At 61.9% G+C, this 18,774-nt stretch carries 20 protein-coding genes; 10 read left to right on the forward strand and 10 right to left on the reverse strand.

All coding sequences use genetic code 11. The features are described from left to right. Window positions 1–6 precede the first annotated feature (6 nt). On the reverse strand, window positions 7–672 hold the full coding sequence (locus B0D71_RS16175) for a CoA transferase subunit B (RefSeq protein ID WP_057399619.1): 666 nt from the start codon (window positions 670–672) through the stop codon (window positions 7–9). A 36-nt stretch (window positions 673–708) separates the two neighbouring features. Further along, window positions 709–1,407: a CoA transferase subunit A gene (locus tag B0D71_RS16180; protein WP_015094554.1), complete on the reverse strand. Its 699-nt coding sequence runs from the start codon at window positions 1,405–1,407 to the stop codon at window positions 709–711. A gap of 265 nt (window positions 1,408–1,672) precedes the next feature. Between B0D71_RS16180 and B0D71_RS16185 the strand changes: the two genes are divergently transcribed. Then, window positions 1,673–2,569 carry a LysR family transcriptional regulator gene (locus B0D71_RS16185; RefSeq protein WP_103395652.1) on the forward strand — a complete coding sequence of 299 codons (897 nt, stop codon included), beginning with the start codon at window positions 1,673–1,675 and terminating at the stop codon, window positions 2,567–2,569. A gap of 119 nt (window positions 2,570–2,688) precedes the next feature. On the opposite strand, the gene B0D71_RS16195 is transcribed toward B0D71_RS16185, so the two are convergent. Continuing rightward, window positions 2,689–3,531 carry an NAD-dependent protein deacetylase gene (locus B0D71_RS16195; RefSeq protein WP_103395653.1) on the reverse strand — a complete coding sequence of 281 codons (843 nt, stop codon included), beginning with the start codon at window positions 3,529–3,531 and terminating at the stop codon, window positions 2,689–2,691. Between the two features lie 125 nt (window positions 3,532–3,656). Further along, complete coding sequence (locus B0D71_RS16200) at window positions 3,657–4,703, reverse strand: class I SAM-dependent methyltransferase (RefSeq protein WP_103395654.1); 1,047 nt, start codon at window positions 4,701–4,703, stop codon at window positions 3,657–3,659. Between the two features lie 442 nt (window positions 4,704–5,145). Here B0D71_RS16200 and B0D71_RS16210 point away from each other — a divergent pair, with 442 nt between their 5' ends. Together B0D71_RS16210 and B0D71_RS16215 are read left to right on the forward strand one after the other, a co-directional pair. Beyond that, window positions 5,146–5,976: an HvfB family MNIO-type RiPP peptide maturase gene (locus tag B0D71_RS16210; RefSeq protein WP_103395656.1), complete on the forward strand. Its 831-nt coding sequence runs from the start codon at window positions 5,146–5,148 to the stop codon at window positions 5,974–5,976. Window positions 5,977–5,979: 3 nt separating this feature from the next. Then, on the forward strand, window positions 5,980–6,735 hold the full coding sequence (locus B0D71_RS16215) for an HvfC family RiPP maturation protein (protein ID WP_103395657.1): 756 nt from the start codon (window positions 5,980–5,982) through the stop codon (window positions 6,733–6,735). 325 nt (window positions 6,736–7,060) lie between these two features. Here B0D71_RS16215 and B0D71_RS16225 read toward each other — a convergent pair whose 3' ends face one another. After that, complete coding sequence (locus B0D71_RS16225; RefSeq protein ID WP_103395659.1) at window positions 7,061–8,371, reverse strand: ATP-binding protein; 1,311 nt, start codon at window positions 8,369–8,371, stop codon at window positions 7,061–7,063. Continuing rightward, window positions 8,368–9,108 (reverse strand): response regulator, encoded by a 741-nt coding sequence (locus B0D71_RS16230; RefSeq protein ID WP_103395660.1) that lies wholly within the window; start codon window positions 9,106–9,108, stop codon window positions 8,368–8,370. The genes B0D71_RS16225 and B0D71_RS16230 overlap by 4 nt, the downstream gene beginning before the upstream one ends. A gap of 305 nt (window positions 9,109–9,413) precedes the next feature. On the opposite strand from B0D71_RS16230, the gene B0D71_RS16235 reads away from it, so the two are divergent. The 3 genes from B0D71_RS16235 (at window position 9,414) to B0D71_RS16245 (ending at window position 11,307) form a co-directional block, all read left to right on the forward strand. Further along, complete coding sequence (locus B0D71_RS16235; protein ID WP_103395661.1) at window positions 9,414–9,677, forward strand: DUF2790 domain-containing protein; 264 nt, start codon at window positions 9,414–9,416, stop codon at window positions 9,675–9,677. A gap of 48 nt (window positions 9,678–9,725) precedes the next feature. Then, the gene (locus B0D71_RS16240; RefSeq protein ID WP_103395662.1) at window positions 9,726–9,938 is read left to right on the forward strand and encodes a hypothetical protein; all 213 of its coding nucleotides are present in this window, start codon (window positions 9,726–9,728) and stop codon (window positions 9,936–9,938) included. A gap of 157 nt (window positions 9,939–10,095) precedes the next feature. Next, window positions 10,096–11,307, forward strand: a complete 1,212-nt coding sequence (locus tag B0D71_RS16245; protein WP_103395663.1) for a cytochrome c biogenesis protein DipZ — start codon at window positions 10,096–10,098, stop codon at window positions 11,305–11,307. Window positions 11,308–11,324: 17 nt separating this feature from the next. On the opposite strand, the gene B0D71_RS16250 is transcribed toward B0D71_RS16245, so the two are convergent. Further along, window positions 11,325–11,786, reverse strand: a complete 462-nt coding sequence (locus tag B0D71_RS16250; protein ID WP_103395664.1) for a GNAT family N-acetyltransferase — start codon at window positions 11,784–11,786, stop codon at window positions 11,325–11,327. 76 nt (window positions 11,787–11,862) lie between these two features. After that, window positions 11,863–12,840, reverse strand: coding sequence for an AraC family transcriptional regulator (locus tag B0D71_RS16255; RefSeq protein ID WP_103395665.1), 978 nt, complete (start codon window positions 12,838–12,840; stop codon window positions 11,863–11,865). Between the two features lie 179 nt (window positions 12,841–13,019). On the opposite strand from B0D71_RS16255, the gene B0D71_RS16260 reads away from it, so the two are divergent. Beyond that, window positions 13,020–13,289 carry a DUF4242 domain-containing protein gene (locus B0D71_RS16260; protein WP_103395666.1) on the forward strand — a complete coding sequence of 90 codons (270 nt, stop codon included), beginning with the start codon at window positions 13,020–13,022 and terminating at the stop codon, window positions 13,287–13,289. Between the two features lie 44 nt (window positions 13,290–13,333). Next, complete coding sequence (locus tag B0D71_RS16265; protein ID WP_103395667.1) at window positions 13,334–14,146, forward strand: class I SAM-dependent methyltransferase; 813 nt, start codon at window positions 13,334–13,336, stop codon at window positions 14,144–14,146. A 126-nt stretch (window positions 14,147–14,272) separates the two neighbouring features. On the opposite strand, the gene B0D71_RS16270 is transcribed toward B0D71_RS16265, so the two are convergent. Together B0D71_RS16270 and pcsA are read right to left on the reverse strand one after the other, a co-directional pair. Next, window positions 14,273–14,659 (reverse strand): DUF488 domain-containing protein, encoded by a 387-nt coding sequence (locus B0D71_RS16270; RefSeq protein ID WP_103395668.1) that lies wholly within the window; start codon window positions 14,657–14,659, stop codon window positions 14,273–14,275. Between the two features lie 2 nt (window positions 14,660–14,661). Continuing rightward, window positions 14,662–15,384, reverse strand: coding sequence for a phosphatidylcholine synthase (pcsA, locus tag B0D71_RS16275; protein ID WP_103395669.1), 723 nt, complete (start codon window positions 15,382–15,384; stop codon window positions 14,662–14,664). Between the two features lie 258 nt (window positions 15,385–15,642). Between pcsA and B0D71_RS16280 the strand changes: the two genes are divergently transcribed. Then, window positions 15,643–16,371: a tellurite resistance TerB family protein gene (locus B0D71_RS16280; protein WP_103395670.1), complete on the forward strand. Its 729-nt coding sequence runs from the start codon at window positions 15,643–15,645 to the stop codon at window positions 16,369–16,371. 268 nt (window positions 16,372–16,639) lie between these two features. Beyond that, window positions 16,640–18,646 (forward strand): DNA ligase D, encoded by a 2,007-nt coding sequence (gene ligD / locus B0D71_RS16285; RefSeq protein WP_103395671.1) that lies wholly within the window; start codon window positions 16,640–16,642, stop codon window positions 18,644–18,646. Window positions 18,647–18,774 lie beyond the last annotated feature (128 nt).

An 18,774-nucleotide genomic window follows, 5' to 3' on the forward strand; every position in this document is an offset into this window, starting at 1 on the left:
GATTCCTCACTGGGCAGCGAACTGCATTTCCGGAACGTGGTCCGGCACGATCAGTTTACCGGCGGTCTTGGCGACGATCTCTTCGACGCTGACACCCGGTGCACGCTCTTTGAGAATGAACGCGCCGTTTTCGATTTCCAGGTAAGCCAGGTCGGTCAATACACGCTTGATGCAACCGGCGCCGGTCAGCGGCAGGCTGCATTGGGACAACAGCTTGGACTCACCGTCCTTGGACGCGTGGGTCATGATCACGATGATGTTGTCGGCACCGGCCACCAGGTCCATCGCGCCGCCCATGCCCTTGACCAGCTTGCCGGGGATCATCCAGGAAGCGATGTTGCCTTGCACGTCCACTTCAAAGGCGCCCAGCACGGTCAGGTCGACATGACCACCGCGAATCATCGCGAAGGACTCGGCGGAGGAGAAAATCGAAGCGCCGATACGCGCGGTCACGGTTTGCTTGCCGGCGTTGATCATGTCGGCATCGATGGTTTCTTCGGTAGGAAAAGGACCCATGCCCAGCAGGCCGTTTTCCGACTGCAGCATGACTTCCATGCCTTCGGGGATGTAGTTGGCGACCAGGGTCGGAATGCCGATGCCCAGGTTCACGTAGAAGCCGTCCTGCATTTCGCGGGCGACGCGTTGAGCCATTTGTTCGCGGGAAAGTGCCATTGTTGTTATTCCTTCATTCGGTCCGGGGGCAGGGGATCACTTACGCACGGTGCGCTGTTCGATGCGCTTTTCGAACGTGCCGCAGATGATCCGGTCGACGTAGATGCCAGGGGTGTGGATCTGCGCCGGGTCCAGCTCGCCGGGTTCGACAATTTCTTCGACTTCGACCACGGTGATCTTGCCGGCGGTGGCCGCCAGCGGGTTGAAGTTCTGCGCGGTATGGCGATAGATCACGTTACCGAAATGGTCGGCTTTCCAGCCTTTGACGATGGCGAAGTCGCCGGTGATGGACTCTTCCATCAGGTACTTGCGGCCATGGAATTCGCGCACTTCCTTGCCTTCGGCAACTGGTGTGCCAACGCCGGTGGCGGTGAAGAAGGCCGGGATACCGGCACCGCCTGCGCGCATTTTTTCAGCGAGGGTGCCTTGTGGGGTCAGGATGACTTCGATTTCGCCCTTGAGCAGTTGCTCTTCGAACAGCTTGTTTTCGCCGACGTAGGAAGCCACCACTTTGCTGATCTGGCGGTCGGTCAACAGTACGCCGAGGCCGAAACCGTCGACGCCGCAGTTGTTGGAGACCACGGTGAGGTCGCGAGTGCCCTTGCGCTTGATCTCGGCGATCAGGTTTTCCGGGATCCCGCACAGGCCGAAGCCGCCAGCGATCACGGTCATGCCGTCTTCAAGACCTGCCAACGCTTGCTCATAGGAACTCACGCGCTTGTCGAAACCTGCCATATGCACCTCTTTTATTCTTTGTGGGCGGCTGGCTAGCCGAATGGGATGGAGTGTCGCGCCGCTGGATTAATTTGTTAAGTTGTTTTTTAAGACGGATTAATTGATAAAGCTCATTAAATGATGGTGTATGTCACCCTGTAGAAGCCGGCTTGCCGGCGATGGCAATGGATCTGATCAATAAAGATATCGACTTTTGTATCGCTATCGCCGGCAAGCCGGCTCCTACAAGGTTCAGTGGTTCATTCATTCTGGAGCTAAGTAACCCATGACCGTCAAGCAGATACGCGCCTTTCTGGCCGTGGCCCAGAGCCTGAGCTTTGCCGTGGCCTGCGAGCGCCTGCACCTGTCGCAATCGGCCCTGAGCCTGACCATCAAGGCGCTGGAGGAGGGCCTGGGCGGGCGCTTGTTCACCCGCAACACGCGCAACGTGGCACTCACCGCCGAAGGCGAATCCCTGGTGCCGCTGGCGCGCCGGTTGATCGCCGACTGGGACAATGTCGAGGATGAACTGCGTCAACGCTTCACCCTGCAGCGCGGTCGCGTGACCCTGGCGGCGATGCCGTCGTTCGCTGGCAACCTGCTGCCGCCGATCCTCAAGACGTTCCGCGCCCGTTATCCGAATGTCAACGTGACGGTCAATGACGTGATCAACGAGCAGGTGCTGGAAATGGTCCGTGACCGCCAGGTGGAACTGGGGGTGGCGTTCGAGCCGACCATGAGTTCGTCGCTGCAATTCACGCCGTTGTACGTCGACCGTTTCGTCGCGGTGGTACCCCTGGATTCGGCGCTGGCCGAACTCGATGACATCGACTGGCAGACCTTGCTCAAGGAGCCGTTCATTACTTTGCAGCGTCCGTCCACCGTGCGGGTAATGCTTGAAGAGCATCTGCAGGCCCGTGGCATGAAGCTGCCGGTGGAGTTCGAAAGCCATCAACTGGCGACGGTCGGGCGCATGGTCGCCAGTGGCCTGGGCGTGAGCGCGGTGCCGGCCCTGTGCGCGGGGCAGATGCGCGAACTGGGGGCGCGTTGCATTACCTTGCGTGACCCGGTGGTGGAGCGGGCGCTGGGGGTGTTGACCTTGCCCGGGGGAGAGTTGTCGGCGGCGGCGCAGGCGTTGTTTGATGTGTTGAAGGAGGAGAACCTTGGGCAGCGATTTTCCTGATTTGAATGCGGGCCACTGTGGGAGCGAGCCTGCTCGCGAAGGCGGTGTGTCAGTCGACATAGAGGTTGAATGTGTGGGCCTCTTCGCGAGCAGGCTCGCTCCCACAGGGATTGGGGCGGTCAGTGGTTCAGGCGCTGAGCCAGTAACGGCAGCAACCGCTCACACGACCCCTCTATCTTCAAATCCAGCATCTCATCCGCCCGGGTCTTGCCCAGGTTGATCGCGATCAACGGCTTGCCCTGGTCCACCACCGCCCGGCACAGGCGAAACGCCGAATAGGCCATCAACGAAGACCCGATTACCAGCAACCCCGCAGCCTGTTCGACGGCGGCCATCGCCTTGGCCGCTGTGGCCTGCGCGACGTTCTCGCCAAAGAACACCACATCCGGCTTCATCCGTTCCCCGGCGCAATGCGGGCAGTGCGGGACCTGGAAGCGTGCCTCGAAGGCCGGGTCGAGCAAGGTGTCGCCGTCCGGCGCCTGCACCGCGTCGACGCCGGCCAGGTACGGGTTCTGTATTTCCATCAAGCGCTGGATCGAATCGCGCTCGCTGCGCCGGCCGCAATCCAGGCACAACACCCGGTGCAAACTGCCGTGGAGTTCGATCACGTCATGGCTGCCGGCCTGGTCGTGCAGGGTGTCGACGTTCTGGGTGATCAACCCACTGATCTGTCGTTTGCCTTGCAAACTGGCCAGGGTGTCGTGGGCTATGTTCGGCTGCGCCTGACGCACCCTCGGCCAGCCGAGCATCGCCCGCGCCCAATAGCGTCGCTGGGATTCCGGGGCCGAGAGAAACTCCTGATACATCATCGGCTGCCTGCCACGGCGCACGCCCTGGTTGTCGCGGTAATCGGGGATGCCCGAAGGTGTGCTAATCCCGGCACCGGTCAGCACGGCAAACGGCGAGTCGGCCATCAGTTGCTGGAGGTGGTCGAGTTGGTCGCGGGTCTGCCGTTCGATCATGCTGGAAAACCTGTAGGAGCGAGCCTGCTCGCGATGATCGTCAACGATAACACTGTAAGCCTGACACCCCGCGGCGTGATTGCGTTTATCGCGAGCAAGCTCGCTCCTACAGAGGGCGGTGTGGGTTATTTACGCGCCTCCAGAATCAGGTTGAACGGCGTTTGCGTGGCCCGGCGAAAACGGCTGAACCCGGCCTCGCTGAACACCTTGCGCAGCCGCGTTTCACCGGCCTGGGCGCCGAGACCGAGGCCGACCTCCTGGGACAGCGAGTTGGGCGTGCAGATGAAGGTCGAGGCGGCGTAGAACAGGCGTCCGACCGGGTTGACGTTGTCGTCGAGCGAGTCGTTGGCATAGGGCTCGACCAGCAGCACCGTGCCGTCGTCTTTCAATGATTCATAAGCATGTTTGGCTGCGCCCACCGGGTCGCCCATGTCGTGCAGGCAGTCGAAGTAGCAGATCAGGTCATAGTCATGGCCTGGGTAGCTTTTGGCCGTGCCCTGAAAGAACCTGGCCCGGTTGGAAACACCGCCTTCTTCGGCGCGCTGGGTGGCGACGGTGACCGATGGCGCGTGGTAGTCGAACCCGACGAAACGCGAATCCGGAAACGCCTGGGCCATGATCACCGTAGACGCGCCGTGGCCGCAGCCGATGTCCGCCACTTTGGCCCCGGCCTCCAGTTTGGCCACCACGCCATCGAGGGCCGGCAACCATTCGGCGATCAAGTGCGCTTTGTAGCCGGGGCGGAAGAAGCGTTCGGTGCCGCTGAACATGCACGGATGGTGATCGCCCCAGGGCAGGGCGCCATTGCCACGCATGGCGTTGATCAGCTTGTCCTTGTCATGGAAAAACGACGCGACCACACCGATGCCCCCGGCGATATAGACCGGTGAGTCTTCGATGGCCAGTGCCAGAGCTTGCTCTTCAGGGAGGCGGAACTGACCGTCACGGTGTTCCATATAACCGGAGGCAGCGTGGGCGCTGAGCCACTCGCGCAGCAGGCGGGTGTTGCAGCCGGTTTTCTCGGCAAGGGTTTCGGGGGTGATGGGCTGGCTGTCGGCCATCGCCCGATACAGGCCGAGCTCTTCGCCTAGGATGACGTTGGCGAGCATCGCCGCGCCGCCCATGTCATTTACCAGTTTGCCCATGAAATCGTTGAGTCTGGCCTCGTCCATCACGTGTGCTCCTTTGGCAGGATCACGGTCCAGAGGCATTGTAGTGGCGAGGCGTTCGCCGCTGGGCGGTGGTCGTGGGAATGTGCAGGACGCTGAGCGGGTCCTGTGTGCAGTAAGTTTAGTCCGGGCCTTGTACCGCGCGGCCTGACGCGACGAAAGCCCCGAGTCTGGCACAACCCTCTGTAGGCGCGAGCTTGCTCGCGAAGGTCGTCAACGATAACGCGCGCTGTCGGGATAAACACGGCGTGCTCGGTTTTTTCGCGAGCAAGCTCGCTTCTACAGGGGTTGGCGTTGTGTATTCCATTGTGTCCAACCCCGGTTTCGATACACAGACACCCATTGTCGCCTCCAGCCGAACACAGTCCCGATACACCCCTTCGATTAACTGTGTCTCAAGGCGGGCACCGGCTCGCGTCCTTGAACCTCTTGTGAGATCGACACCATGCAGACCTCCATTCCCCCCGTAGCCAAGGCCAGCGCAGGGCTTGGCCTGCGTCGCGGTTTACTCAAAGATCTGCAAGCGGCCCCGGCCGGCCATTTCGACTTTCTGGAAGTCGCGCCGGAAAACTGGATCGGCATCGGCGGCGCCCATGGCGCGGCACTGCGGGCCCTGGCCGAGCGCTATCCGTTGTCCTGTCACGGCCTGTCCCTGTCCCTCGGCGGACCGTCGCCGCTGGATGTCGGCTTTTTGCAGGAAGTCCGGGAATTTCTCGATCACTACAACGTGCCGCTGTACAGCGAGCATCTGAGCTACTGCAGCGATGACGGTCACCTGTACGACCTGTTGCCGCTGCCGTTCACCGAAGAGGCGGTGCACCACGTCGCCGCGCGTATTCGTCAGGCTCAGGACATTCTTGGTCGGCGCCTGGCGGTGGAAAACGTTTCCTATTACGCCGCGCCCCAACAGGACATGGACGAGGTGGCATTCACCAATGCGGTGTTGCGCGAGGCGGATTGCGACCTGCTGCTGGACGTCAACAATGTCTACGTCAATTCGATCAACCACGGTTTCGATCCGCAGGCGTTTCTGGCTGGCATCGATGCGGGCCGGGTGGTGGCGATGCATATCGCCGGGCATTTCGACGAGTCCGATACCTTGAAAATCGACACCCACGGTGCCTCGGTCAAACCGGCGGTGTGGTCGTTGCTGGCCCAGGCCTACGCCCGGTTCGGTGCACAACCGACGCTGCTGGAACGCGATTTCAACTTTCCGGTATTCGCCGAACTGGTGGCGGAATTGCAGACCATTCGCCGCCTGCAGCAGGAGGTTTGAACCGTGAGCAAGCCATCGTTGCATCAACAGCAAAGCAGCATGGGCCAGTACTTGCGTGATCCCGAGCATTGCGCGCCCCCCGCGCAAATGGACCCTGCACGGGCGCAGGTTTATCGCGATCTGGTGTTCGCCAACCTGGCGTCGTTGCTCAGTGGCACCTTTCCGGTGCTGGTGAAGATTCTGGGGGATGAACGCTGGCGTTCGCTGGTGCGGATCTTTCTGCGGGACTACCGGGCGCGCACACCGAAATTTGGTGAGATCGCCCAGGAATTTGTCGAGTTTCTCGCCGCCGAGCCTGAGGCGTTGAGCGATGGGGCGTGGCCGCCGTTCATGGTGGAGCTGGCGCATTATGAGTGGGTGGAAATGGTGCTGCAGCAGTCTGACGCAGAACCTTTGTTTGCCGGTGATGTGGCGTTGCTGCTGGATCGGGCCTTGCAGGTGTCGCCGCTGGCCTGGCCGTTGGCGTATGCCTGGCCGGTGCAATTGCTGGGGCCGGATTATCAGCCGGATGCTTTGCCTGATCAGCCGACCCTGTTGCTGGTGCGTCGAGCCCAGGACTGGAGTGTGAGGTTTTCCGGGTTGAGTCCGTTGGCGTGGCGGTTGTTGCAGCGTATTGGTGAGTTTCCCGGGCTGACCGGGCTTGCGCAGTTGCAGGGGTTGGCGGTGGAGGCCGGGATGTTAGGGGCTTCTGAGTTTTTTGAGGGTGGGTTGGTGTTGTTGCGGCAGATGCATGGGGAGGGGGTTGTTGGGGTTGTTTGATCTTTCTATGACTTGGCGGCCTTTGGGCCGACCAGGTTCTTGGTTGATTGAGTACATATCCGTTTTTTCGGTAACGGCGGCTGGCGGTTTCGCCCTTGCGGCATCCCCGGATGAACACCGGAACGAGGCCTCCCGAGGGGGCGGGTGGATCAAGATCAAGAGCTGTAGGCGAGCTAACGCTCGGCCTGATGAGTGGTGAAGAGCGTGGGTGTACGCCGCTCTGCCTTTGCTCTCCTGTGGGAGCGAGCTTGCTCGCGATGACGGCCTACCAGCCGACCATTCTTTATGCCCGGTCCTGCATTCCTCGCCCCTGAACCGAAACGTTCTACCCCGGCAACTTCAACTCCGCACACAACCCGCCACCTTCACGATTGCTCAAGGTCAACGACCCTCCAATCGCGATCGCCAGTTGCTGGGCAATCGCCAGTCCCAGCCCGGTGCCGCCGGTGCTGCGGTTGCGGGAGTTTTCTACGCGGTAGAACGGTTCCATCACTTGCTTGAGTTCTTCCTCGGCGATGCCCGGGCCACGGTCGAGGATTTTGATCGAGAGGTTGCCATTGGCCTGCTTTTCCACCCGCAACTCGGCAGCACCGGCAAATTTCAATGCGTTGTCCGTCAGGTTGACCAGTACCCGGCGCAAGGCGTGTGGGCGGGTGTCGATGACGGCGGCACTCTTGCCTGTGAGCTGAACGTCCTTGCCCACGTCCTGATAGTCGAACACCAGGCTGTCGAGGAATGAGTCGAGGTCGGTGCGGCGGCTTTCTTCGGTGGCGCCGTGGATGCTGCGGGCGTAGGCCACGCCTTCGCGCACCAGGTGTTCCATCTCGCCCAGGTCGTTCCACAGTTTGTCTTTTTCGCTGGAGTCGTCCATGAACTCAGCGCGCAATTTCATGCGGGTGATGGGGGTTTGCAGGTCGTGGGAGATCGCCGCGAGCAGTTGCATGCGTTCTTTCAGGTACGCCGCGATGCGTGCCTGCATCGAGTTGAAGGCTTTGGCGGCGTGGGCGACTTCGGTCGGACCTTTTTCGTCCAGGAGCACGGGATGGGCATTGGGGTCCAGGGTTTCGACGGCACCGGCGAGGCGGGTGAGGGGGCGGATGGCGATTCTGACCGCCAGCCAGGAGCAGGCCAGCATCAACGCCAGTTGCCCGAGCAACACGATGGGCAGCCAGGGCGACAACGGGACCATCGCCGGGCGCACGTCGATGGTCAGCGGGCTGCCATCGGCCAAGTTCAAATGCACTTGAAAATGCTTTTTCGGCCCGGGGATGTCGGTAAAGGTCATCGGGTAATCGTGGCCGATGGCGTCCTTGATCGAGGCAAGGGCAATGGGCGCATCGGGCATGTCGCTGCGTATCGGCGTGCCCGGTGAACCCTCATTGAGCAGGTAACTGTAATTGCGCCGCTCCAGTTGCTGCAGCCAACCGGCGCGCTCATCGGCGGGCAAGCGGTCGAGGATGGCAACGGAGGTGGAAACGTCGGTTTCCAGGTTGCCGAGCATGGTGTTTTTCGAGGATTCGTAACGCTCGTAGTACTGCGCACCGAAGGACAATGCCTGGGCGAGGATCAGGCCGATCAGGAAAATCAGCGACAGCCGCGAGGCCAGGGTCCGCGGCCAATGCAGCGCCAGGGTCATGATTGATCGCCCAGGATTTCCACCGGCAGGGAAAACACATAGCCTTCGCTGCGCACGGTCTTGATGTAGGCCGGTTCGCGGGCGTCGTCGAGCAAGCGCTGGCGCAGGCGGCTGACCAGCAGGTCGATGGAGCGATCGAACAGATCGGCGTCGCGGCCCTGGGTCAGGTTGAGCAATTGATCGCGGTTGAGCACCCGTTGCGGATGATCGAGAAACACCCGCAGCAATCGGTACTCGGCACCGCTCAGGGCCACCATGGTGCCGTCTCCATCGAGCAGGTGACGGGCCGAGGTGTCCAGGCGCCAGCGACCGAAAGCCAGCAGGCGACTGGCTTCGGTCACCACCAGGTTCGGCGGTAGCATGCGGGTGCGGCGCAGCACCGCGTTGATCCGTGCCAGCAGTTCGCGGGCGGCGAACGGCTTGACCAGATAGTCGTCGGCGCCCATTTCCAGGCCCAGGATGCGATCGGTTTCATCGTTGCGGGCGGTGAGCATCAGTACCGGCGTGGCCTTGTGTTTACCCGCGCGCAGTTCGCGGCAAAGCACCAGGCCATCGTCCCCCGGCATCATGATGTCCAGCACGATCAGGTCCACCGGCGTGGTTTCCAGAAACGCGCGCATCTGCCGTCCATCCGCCACGACGGTGGTGCGCAGGCCGTTCTTCTTCAGGTAATTGCCTACCAGTTCGCGGATTTCGCGGTCATCGTCAACGATGAGGATGTGATCAACGTGATCCATTAGGCCAGCCTCTGATAAATGGGGAATGCCACGCAGTCTATCGAGCCCGGGCGGGCTCGCCTGCCGCCCTTTGTATTGCAGTGTATCTGGCTTGCCTGTGGATACACACGAAGGCAAAAAAGCCGGTTTTCAGTGGTTTTGTATTGCTCTGTATCTACGCCCGGTTCTGATACGTACCGATTGATTCGCGCCGATTCCCGACACAGACGAGATACCTCGCAGGCTTTTAATAGGTTCCATCGAGGCAAACCAGACCGCCTCGGCCCAACGAACCAACGACCTGTTGAAACTTTGAGGAATCCGCCATGAACACCAAGTCCATCTACGCCGCTTGCCTGTTTGCCGCCCTGAACATCTGCACCCTGTCGGCCCGTGCCGAAGCCGATGTCGCGCCTAAAACCTACACCTATGGCAGCCACCTTGACATCAAGAAAGTGGTGTCGCTGACCGAGGATGCTACGCCTTCCTGCGGCGTGGTGAATGCCCGGATGACCTACCTCGACTCCCAGTCCGAAACCCGGGTGCTGGATTACAGCAAGTTCGCCGACAACTGCAACTCGCAAAACTGAGTGCTGCGATCAACCACCGCTTAATCCATTTGCAACAGGAAGGACATCATGAACAACGTTTCCCGCTTCTTGACCGCCATCGCCTTTTCCGTCGCCGGTGCGGCAGCCCATGCCAACGCCGCCGTCGAGCAAAGCGCCTGCGGCAGCAACACCTGCTTCCAGCTCACGCCAGTGGCAGAGAAGGGCACCCAGGGCTTCCTGGCGCAAGACGGTGCTAGCCGTACGCCGCAAGGGCAGATGCAGGATAGCCAGACGGCCTGAATTCCAAAAACACGACCGTTTCTTTGTAGGAGCTGGCTTGCCAGCGATGACGGCGGCCCATTCAACATAGATGTGACCGTTAGACCGCTATCGCTGGCAAGCCAGCTCCTACAGGTGTGGGTGGTGCAGACCTCCCCCTATTTTCAAAGGTGATCCCATGTTACTCATCGCTTTTCTGGGCGGCATATTGACCGTCCTCAGCCCGTGCATCCTGCCGGTCGTGCCATTCCTGTTCGCCGGGGCCGACCGCACACGCTCCTCGATCCTGCTCACCCTCGGCGGCATGGTCCTGACCTTCGCCCTGGTCTCGAGCCTGGCCGTGGTCAGCACTGAGTGGGTGATACGGGCCAGCAACACTGGCCGCCACGTCGCCCTGTTCGTGATGGTCTTGTTCGCCCTGTCGTTGATCTCGGCCCGGGTCGGCGACTGGCTGGCGCGGCCTTTCGTGATGCTGGGCAATCGCATTGACCCGGATTCGCGCAAGATGTCCGGACCGCTGGCTTCGATCATGATCGGTGTCGCCACCGGGCTGCTCTGGGCCCCGTGCGCCGGGCCGATCCTCGGGGTGATTCTGACCAGCGCTATGCTGCAGGGCGCGAACGCCGGTACCAGTCTGCTGCTGGTGGCCTATGGCGCGGGCAGTGCGCTGTCCCTGGGCACCTTGATCTTTGCCGGTCGCGGCCTGGTCAATCGCTTGAAACCATCGATTCCGGTCACCGGCTGGTTGCGTCGTGGCGCCGGGGTCGCCGTGCTGGCCGGTGCGGCGGTGATTGCCACTGGCGCCAATGACCTGGTCAATACCTCATCCGAAGGTGTCAGCAGTGTCGAGACGGGCGTGCTGGAAACCGTGCCGAAAGTCGTCGATTACCTGGTCAGCAAGGTCAAGGCCGACAGCACCATGGGCGACGCCCAGGGCGCCATGCCGTCGCTGTCCGGCGCGGTGGACTGGATCAACTCGCCCGCACTGACCAACGAAGCGCTCAAGGGCAAAGTGGTGCTGGTGGACTTCTGGACCTTCGACTGCATCAACTGCAAACACACCCTGCCGTACGTGAAGGACTGGGCGAAGAAGTACGAAAAGGACGGGCTGCTGGTGATCGGCGTGCACACGCCCGAATACGGTTTTGAACGCATCATCGACAACGTCAGGGCCAAGGTGAAGGAATACGGCATCACCTACCCGGTGGCGATCGACAACAACTACGCGATCTGGCGCAACTTCGACAACCAGTACTGGCCGGCGCACTACATCATCGATGCCAAGGGGCAGGTGCGTTACACCCACTTCGGTGAAGGCAGCTACGACACGCAGGAGAAAGTGATTCAACAGTTACTGCAAGAGGCCAAGGCCAGCGCGCCCGCCGCGTAAACCGCTCGATCAATGGCTCACAGGTCTCGCGCCATGAGCCATTGATCTTTGTCCCACGCGCGAAAACGCTCCAGCATCACCCAGCCGCGCCTGGCGTAATAATCGCTCTGGTCCTGGGTGTGCAAGTAGATCCTCGTTTCGCCGCTGGCTTTGGCTTGCGCGCAAATCCCTTCGATCAACCGTTCCGCCAGGCCCTTGCCGCGTGCCTGGGGAGTGACGAACACGCAAGCGAGCCAAGGCCCAAGATCCGGGCGATGGGCCAGGTCGGCCCTGGCCAGTGCCGCGCCGCCCAGCAGTTCATCATGGTCGAGGGCAATCAGGCATTTCCAGTCACCGTTATCTTGGCCTTCGGCGAACTCCCGTTGCCAGTCGGGCAGTGGCTGTCCGGCGTATTCGTAGTGGAACTGCTGGTGGATCCACGAAGCGAATGTGTTGCTGTACTGCATCTGTCGAGCAAGCCAGTCCAGGCGGGGTGTCATGTTGTGAGTCCTTTCAGAGGTCAGTCGCTGGGTAGCGAGAGTAGCGGGCCCGGGTGGTGCTGTCGCCCCCGCTGGCTCAGCGACCGCTCAAGTGATTCGACGCCGCCTGACCGCGCCGCCACGCCGCTGGCGGTGCACCAAACTCGCGACGGAAGGCGCGGCTGAAGGCGGTATCGGTCTGGTAACCGACTTCTTCGGCGATGCGCGTCAATGAGCTGTTGCTGCTGCGTAACAGGTTGGCGGCGAGCAACATGCGCCATTGCGTCAGATACTGCATCGGCGAGATCCCCACCAGTTGCTGGAAGCGTTCGGCCAATACCGATCTTGAGGTGCTGGCGGTGCGTGCCAGTTCGTCCAGCGTCCAGGCGTGGCAGGGTTTTTTGTGCAAGGCGTTGAGGGCGGCGCCGACGATGCGGTCGCGCACACCGGCCAGCCAGCCGGTGCGGCCTTCGCCCTGTTCGTTCATGTACAGGCGCAGCACTTCGATGAACAGCACTTCGGCGAGTTTGGCCAATACCCCTTCGCCACCGGGACGGGGCGAGCGGGCTTCGGCGAGGGCATAGCGCACGGAAGATTCCAGCCAGATACCGGCACTCGAACCGCGCACATTGACCCGCACCACGGCCGGCAAGCCCTTGAGCAACATGCCCGCCAGGCGTGTGTCGCACGCCAGGTAGCCGCACACCAGGCGGGTGACCGCGCCACCGCCGCCATAACTCAGCTGTCGGGGCCGCCGCGCCAGCACCGCATCGAGTCGCGCCCCCGTGGCCGGGGGCAATCCCGGTCGGGAGCACATGCGATGGGCGTCACCCTGGGGGAAGATCACCACGTCGCCCGCACTCAGCAGCAGCGGCGGATCATCGCCCAGTTCGACGTAGCACTCGCCCTCGGTGATCAGGTGAAAGATCACCACCCGTTCCGCATCGGGCTCCAGGAACGGCGCCGCCGTGTCGGCGCTGGGCGACTGGTAGCACCAGGGCGCGGTGAACCGGGCGTTGATGAAAATCGCGCCGACCAGGTGCACGACGCGCAGGGTCTGTGACAGAGCGTCCATAGGGAGCTCCCGTGGAAGGATTCCTGATTGTGAACGCGTCGGCGCGCAACGTGGAATCTCCGGACGATCGGACAGGCTTGGGCGACGATCGGACAGGACGCCAGCGCCCGCCAGGACGATAGTTTGTCTACAGGGTCAGTACCGGTCCTGCCACCCAGAACAAGAAAAGAGAGGTTGCCATGCCGAAGTTCGTCATTGAACGCGAGATCCAGGGCGCCGGAGCTTTGTCCGAAAGGGATTTGAAAGCCGCTTCGCAAAAGTCCTGCCGGGCGTTGCGTGAGTTACCAGAGGTGCAGTGGCTGCAGAGTTATGTCACGGGCGACAAGCTCTACTGCGTGTACATCTCGCCGGACGAAGAGCAGATCAGGGAGCACGCCAGGATCAGTGGTTTTCCCGCCAATCGCATTTCCCAGGTCATGAATGTCATCGATCCGACGACGGCGGAGTAACCGCCGTTAGACCCGACTCGTGTTTCAACCCAGAGACTGTCTTCATGAGTACACCCATTGATCTGACTGCCCTGAAAAACCGCCAGATGGCCTCGTGGGCCAGCGGCGACTACGCCGTGATCGGCACCACCCTGCAAATCGTCGGCGAACAACTGGCCGAAGCCTGCGACCTGTTGTGTGATGAACGCGTGCTGGATGTCGCCGCCGGCAACGGTAACGCGACACTCGCCGCCGCGCGCCGTGGCTGCCAGGTGACGTCCACCGACTATGTCGCGGCCTTGCTGGAGCGCGGCGAAGAGCGGGCCCGGGCCGAACGCCTGAAAGTCGCCTTCCAGGTTGCCGATGCCGAAGCCTTGCCCTTTGCCGACGGCAGTTTCGATGCCGTGCTGTCGACCTTCGGCGTGATGTTCACGCCGGACCAGCCCAAGGCCGCCGCGGAGCTGGCTCGGGTTTGCCGCCCGGGCGGGCGGATCGGCCTGGCCAACTGGACGCCGGAAGGTTTCGTCGGCCAGATGTTCAAGACCCTTGGCCAGCACCTGCCACCCGCGCCAGGCGCGAACCCGCCTTCGCGCTGGGGCACCGAAGCCTGGTTGCACGAGCATTTCGACGAACGGGAATTCCTGCTCCAGGTGACGCGCCGCACCTTCAATTTCCGCTATCGCTCGACGGCGCATTTCATCGACACCTTCCGCAGCTGGTACGGGCCGATGCACAAGGCCTTCGCCGCACTGCCCGAGGACGGGGCCAAGGCACTGGAAGCAGACCTGACCGAGCTGATCAACCGGATGAACCGGGCGGGAGACAAGTCGCTGGTGGTGCCGAGTGAATACCTGGAGGTGGTGATTACGCGGCGGTGATCGACTACGCATAACCCCCTGTAGGAGCGAGCTTGCTCGCGATGGTCTTCCAGTCGCAGCTACTGTGACTGATACACCGCTTTCGCGAGCAAGCTCGCTCCTACAAAGGGCCAGTATTCAGGCCAGTTAAACAACCTCCGCCCCCCGCACCTCCAGCAACTCGCGCAATACCGAACGGTGACAATGCGCTTCATCCTCGCAATAACACCCCACCGCCAGCGAAGTCTGGTGGGACAGCGCCGCCAGCAGGTCCAGCATCTGACTGGCCGCGGGCTGGCCCATCTCGGCCTTGAACTTGCGCCGGAACACCTCCCAGTCCCTGGCATCCTGAGCCGCCTTCGCCTCGGCCATCAACTCCGCGCTGGGTGACAGCAGCGGCTGCCAGACATCATAAAAATCCCGACGGGCGAACTCGGTTTTCGGCACGCCACGGGGAGGGCGGCGTACCGTGCCCAGGCGCAAACCTTCGTCGGGTCGGCGGGGTGAACCGAGTTGAACGATATGGACCGGCATGGCTACTTGAGCCGCGATTCGTCGAGCCACTCCAGCGCCGTGCGCCACAAGCAGATACCCAGGAAGTACGCCGACATCAGTAGCCACAACCCCATCACCAACGGGTTGATCACCGGATGGTTGAGCACCAGCGACAAGCTGCACAGCAACCAGATGGCCGTCACCGCAATGTTGATCGGCATGAACCGGCGCACGCGGAACGGATGCAGGAACTTCATCCGGGTCAGCGTCAGCAGGGCCAGGCCAATGATCGTGATGAAGGTGATCCACGGTGACGGGGCGATGATGTACAGGCACAGGGCAACCACGTTCCAGGCGGCGGGGAAGCCCTGGAAGTAGTTGTCCTTGCTCTTCATGTTGACGTTGCAGAAACAGAACAGCGACGACACCAGAATCAGCGACACGCTCAGCAGCAAGGTGTAGTCCGGCAGTGGAATGTAGCGGTAGATGAACAGGGCCGGGATAAACACATAGGTCAGGTAATCGATCACCAGGTCGAGGATCGAGCCATCGAAGCTGGGCAGCACCGACTGCACATTGACCTTGCGTGCCAGCGCCCCGTCCAGGCCGTCGACGATCAGGGCGACACCCAGCCACAACAGGCAATGGGTCGGCTGATTATCCAGCAGGGACAGGGTGGCGAGGAAAGCGGTGACCACGCCAGTGGCGGTAAAACCATGGGCGCCCCATGCTTTGAGTCTGGCGATGTACAGGGTTGAAATCACAGGGGCGTTCTCCAGTGAATGAAGCAAGCCAGTTGTCACCCCGCGCACGGGGGCGGTGGCAAACCGGGTCGGGTTGCAGGTATCGACCGGGTATCCGGGAATAAGGTTCACCCCTCATGAATTTTAGCTGTGCCGCGAATAAATACCTCGGACAAGTCCTCGTTGGCCCGGGTGCGTCAGCCCAACGGTGCTGGCACATTCGCCTGCGGGGGCTATCGTTGCCTGACTGGATAAACCCCTTCCATAGAGGACAGCGTCATGAACACCAGCGATCTGCTCGAACAATTATTGCGCGCCGGCCAGGGTTCGATGGCGCAACAGGGTGGCGGTGGCGCGTCCGCCCAAGGCGGGCTCGGCGACCTGGGTGGATTGCTCGGCGGGTTGTTGGGCGGTGGCGCCGGTGCCGGTGCTGGCGGTGGTGGCGCAGGATTGGGCGGTTTGCTCGGTGGTTTGCTGGGTGGCGGCTCGCCGATGGGCGGTGCGCCACAAAGCCGTTCCGGTGGCGGCACCCATTATGCGGCGCTGGCGTCCCTCGGCATGATGGCGTTCCAGGCGTATCAGGCGTGGCAACGCAGCCAGGCGTCGGCACCGCAGGAAGCTCCGCGCACGGTGGACTTGCTCGCCGGCCCGGAAGCTGAGGAACACAGCCATGCGATCCTGCGGGCATTGATCGCGGCGGCCAAGGCCGATGGCCGGATCGATGAATCCGAAAAGCAGATGATCAGCACTGAAATCGGTCGTCACACCGACGATCCGCAATTGCAGCAATGGCTGGACGATGAGGTCGCCAAGCCGCTGGACGCCAATGACGTCGCGCAATCGGCCACCGACCCCGGCATGGCCTCGGAGATGTACCTGGCCAGCGTGATGCTGGTAGACGATCAGCAGGACGCCGAGCGCAACTACCTGGATGAACTGGCCGCGGCGTTGCAGATCGACCCGCAGTTGCAATTACATCTGGAGCAACAGGCCAAAGGCACTGCCTGACCGGTTGCATGGCAAAAATCCAACTGTAGGAGCTGGCTTGCCAGCGAAGACGGAGTGTCAGGCGCCATCAATGTTGGAGGTGCCAGCCTCTTCGCCGGCAAGCCAGCTCCTACGGGTTTGATGTAGGGCACATATCCTGCTTATACCCCGCGATACCAGCCCGTCTGTCCGGGCATTTCCCACACCGATTGAATTATTGCGCCGCTCGCCGGCTCTGCTTGGTTAGGAGACGTTTGCATTCGACGTCCTGGCGCGAAGCAGGTGAGCCATGCCCCGCAACTTAGATGACGTGCGCGATTTTTCGGCGACTCGCGAGCCAGCCGCCAAGCGCTCAAGCAAGGAAAAATCATCGCCACTGACCGGTGCGCGCAAAGCCAGGCTGCCGGATCTGCTCAAACCTGAACTGGCGACGCTGGTGGACAAAGTCCCGGACGGCCCGTGGAGTTACGAAATCAAGTTCGACGGCTACCGGATCATGGCCCGCATCGAGCACGGTGAGGTGAAGCTGATGACCCGCAATGGTCACGACTGGACCCACAAACTGCCGGGGCAAGCCCAGGCCCTCGCCGCGCTCGGCCTGGAATCGGCGTGGCTCGATGGTGAAATGGTGGTGGCCGACGATCAAGGTGTGCCGGATTTTCAGGCACTGCAAAACGCCTTTGAGGCGGATCGCAGCGAGGGCATTCTCTACTACCTGTTCGATATGCCGTACCTCAACGGCGTGGACTTGCGCGAAGTCCCGGTCGAAGAGCGGCGGGCCGCGCTTTCGACAGTGCTCAACGCCAACGACCAGCCGTTGCTGCGCTTCTCCGAGTCGTTTGGCGAGGAGCCGCATGCCTTGCTCAACAGCGCCTGCCAGATGCGCATGGAAGGGTTGATCGGCAAGCGCCTGGGCTCGCCTTATGTATCCCGGCGCAGCAGCGACTGGATCAAGCTCAAATGCCAGCATCGACAGGAGTTCGTCATCGTCGGTTTCACCGACCCGAAAGGCTCGCGCCATGCCTTCGGCGCACTGCTGCTGGGGCTGCATGACCGCGATAGTGGCGAGTTGCGTTACGCGGGCAAAGTCGGCACTGGGTTCAACGAGACGACCCTGCGCAGCATCCATGAGCAGCTCAAGCCGTTGCAGGTGAAAAAACCGTCGGTGGTCAATCCACCCGGCGGTTCCGAGGCGAGGGATGTGCACTGGCTCAAACCCCGATTGCTGGCCGAAGTGGCCTTCGCCGAAATGACCAGGGATGGCTCGGTGCGTCATGCCGTGTTCCATGGCCTGCGCAATGATAAACCGGCACAAGGCATCACTGAGGAGCGCGTGAAGACCGTGAAGACCACCACTGGGAAAAAAACCACGCACAAGAAAACCGCGCCCGCACCGTCACAAATCGGCCTGGAGGAGGGCAAGGTGCGCATCACTCACCCGGACCGGGTGATAGACCCCGACAGCGGCACCACCAAGCTGCAACTCGCGCAGTACTACGCAAGTGTCGCCGAGTGGATTCTGCCCGAACTCAAGGATCGCCCGGTGGCGCTGGTGCGTGCACCGGACGGCATCGGCGGCGAACTGTTTTTCCAGAAGAATGCCGAGCACCTGGCGATCCCCGGCATCACCACCCTCGACAAACAACTCACCGGCCAGCCGATGATGCTGATCAACAACGCCGAGGCGCTGATTGGCGCGGTGCAGATGGGTACCGTGGAGCTGCATACCTGGAACGCCACCTCGGACAACCTCGACAAGCCGGATCGCTTTGTCCTCGACCTTGACCCGGACCCGGCGCTGCCGTGGACGCGCATGGTCGAGGCCACGCAACTGACGCTGTCGGTGCTGGATGAGCTGGGGCTCAAGGCGTTTCTGAAAACCAGCGGTGGCAAGGGCATTCACGTGGTGGTGCCGCTGACCCGCAAGCTCGGTTGGGATGAGGTCAAGGACTTCAGCCATGCCATTGTCAGCCACATGGCCAATCTGTTGCCCGAGCGTTTTTCGGCGGTGTCGGGGCCGAAGAACCGGGTCGGGCGGATCTTCATCGATTACCTGCGCAACGGTCTGGGGGCGACCACCATTTGCGCCTACGCCGCGCGCACCCGTGAAGGGCTGCCGGTGTCAGTGCCGATCTTTCGTGAGGAGTTGGCGCAGCTCAAGGGAGGGAATCAATGGAACGTGCACAACCTGCACGAACGCCTTGCAGAAGTGGGGGACGCGCCATGGGCCCAGATGCCCGGGACCCGGCAGGCCATCACCGCCGAAATGCGTCGGCGGGTCGGAATGAAAAAGTAGCCGCAAACGACGACCTCCTGTGGCGAGGGAGCTTGCTCGCGCTCGACTGCGCAGCAGTCGCAAAATGGTCATTGTCGACCGGGTTTTGCGGCTGCTACGCAACCCAGCGCGAGCAAGCTCGCCACAGG

This window comes from Pseudomonas laurylsulfativorans (genome assembly GCF_002906155.1).
Taxonomy (GTDB): Bacteria; Pseudomonadota; Gammaproteobacteria; order Pseudomonadales; family Pseudomonadaceae; genus Aquipseudomonas; species Aquipseudomonas laurylsulfativorans.

Excerpts from the sequence above, each read along its gene's own strand:
- B0D71_RS16260 (WP_103395666.1), top strand. The coding sequence starts at position 13,020 with ATGCCGAAGTTCGTCATTGAACGCGAGATCCAGGGCGCCGGAGCTTTG.
- ligD (WP_103395671.1), top strand. The coding sequence starts at position 16,640 with ATGCCCCGCAACTTAGATGACGTGCGCGATTTTTCGGCGACTCGCGAG.
- B0D71_RS16200 (WP_103395654.1), bottom strand. The coding sequence starts at position 4,703 with ATGGACGAGGCCAGACTCAACGATTTCATGGGCAAACTGGTAAATGAC.
- B0D71_RS16250 (WP_103395664.1), bottom strand. The coding sequence starts at position 11,786 with ATGACACCCCGCCTGGACTGGCTTGCTCGACAGATGCAGTACAGCAAC.
- B0D71_RS16270 (WP_103395668.1), bottom strand. The coding sequence starts at position 14,659 with ATGCCGGTCCATATCGTTCAACTCGGTTCACCCCGCCGACCCGACGAA.
- B0D71_RS16265 (WP_103395667.1), top strand. The coding sequence starts at position 13,334 with ATGAGTACACCCATTGATCTGACTGCCCTGAAAAACCGCCAGATGGCC.
- B0D71_RS16235 (WP_103395661.1), top strand. The coding sequence starts at position 9,414 with ATGAACACCAAGTCCATCTACGCCGCTTGCCTGTTTGCCGCCCTGAAC.
- B0D71_RS16185 (WP_103395652.1), top strand. The coding sequence starts at position 1,673 with ATGACCGTCAAGCAGATACGCGCCTTTCTGGCCGTGGCCCAGAGCCTG.
- B0D71_RS16240 (WP_103395662.1), top strand. The coding sequence starts at position 9,726 with ATGAACAACGTTTCCCGCTTCTTGACCGCCATCGCCTTTTCCGTCGCC.
- B0D71_RS16245 (WP_103395663.1), top strand. The coding sequence starts at position 10,096 with ATGTTACTCATCGCTTTTCTGGGCGGCATATTGACCGTCCTCAGCCCG.
- B0D71_RS16195 (WP_103395653.1), bottom strand. The coding sequence starts at position 3,531 with ATGATCGAACGGCAGACCCGCGACCAACTCGACCACCTCCAGCAACTG.
- B0D71_RS16280 (WP_103395670.1), top strand. The coding sequence starts at position 15,643 with ATGAACACCAGCGATCTGCTCGAACAATTATTGCGCGCCGGCCAGGGT.
- B0D71_RS16175 (WP_057399619.1), bottom strand. The coding sequence starts at position 672 with ATGGCACTTTCCCGCGAACAAATGGCTCAACGCGTCGCCCGCGAAATG.
- B0D71_RS16255 (WP_103395665.1), bottom strand. The coding sequence starts at position 12,840 with ATGGACGCTCTGTCACAGACCCTGCGCGTCGTGCACCTGGTCGGCGCG.
- B0D71_RS16225 (WP_103395659.1), bottom strand. The coding sequence starts at position 8,371 with ATGACCCTGGCGCTGCATTGGCCGCGGACCCTGGCCTCGCGGCTGTCG.
- B0D71_RS16180 (WP_015094554.1), bottom strand. The coding sequence starts at position 1,407 with ATGGCAGGTTTCGACAAGCGCGTGAGTTCCTATGAGCAAGCGTTGGCA.
- B0D71_RS16210 (WP_103395656.1), top strand. The coding sequence starts at position 5,146 with ATGCAGACCTCCATTCCCCCCGTAGCCAAGGCCAGCGCAGGGCTTGGC.
- B0D71_RS16230 (WP_103395660.1), bottom strand. The coding sequence starts at position 9,108 with ATGGATCACGTTGATCACATCCTCATCGTTGACGATGACCGCGAAATC.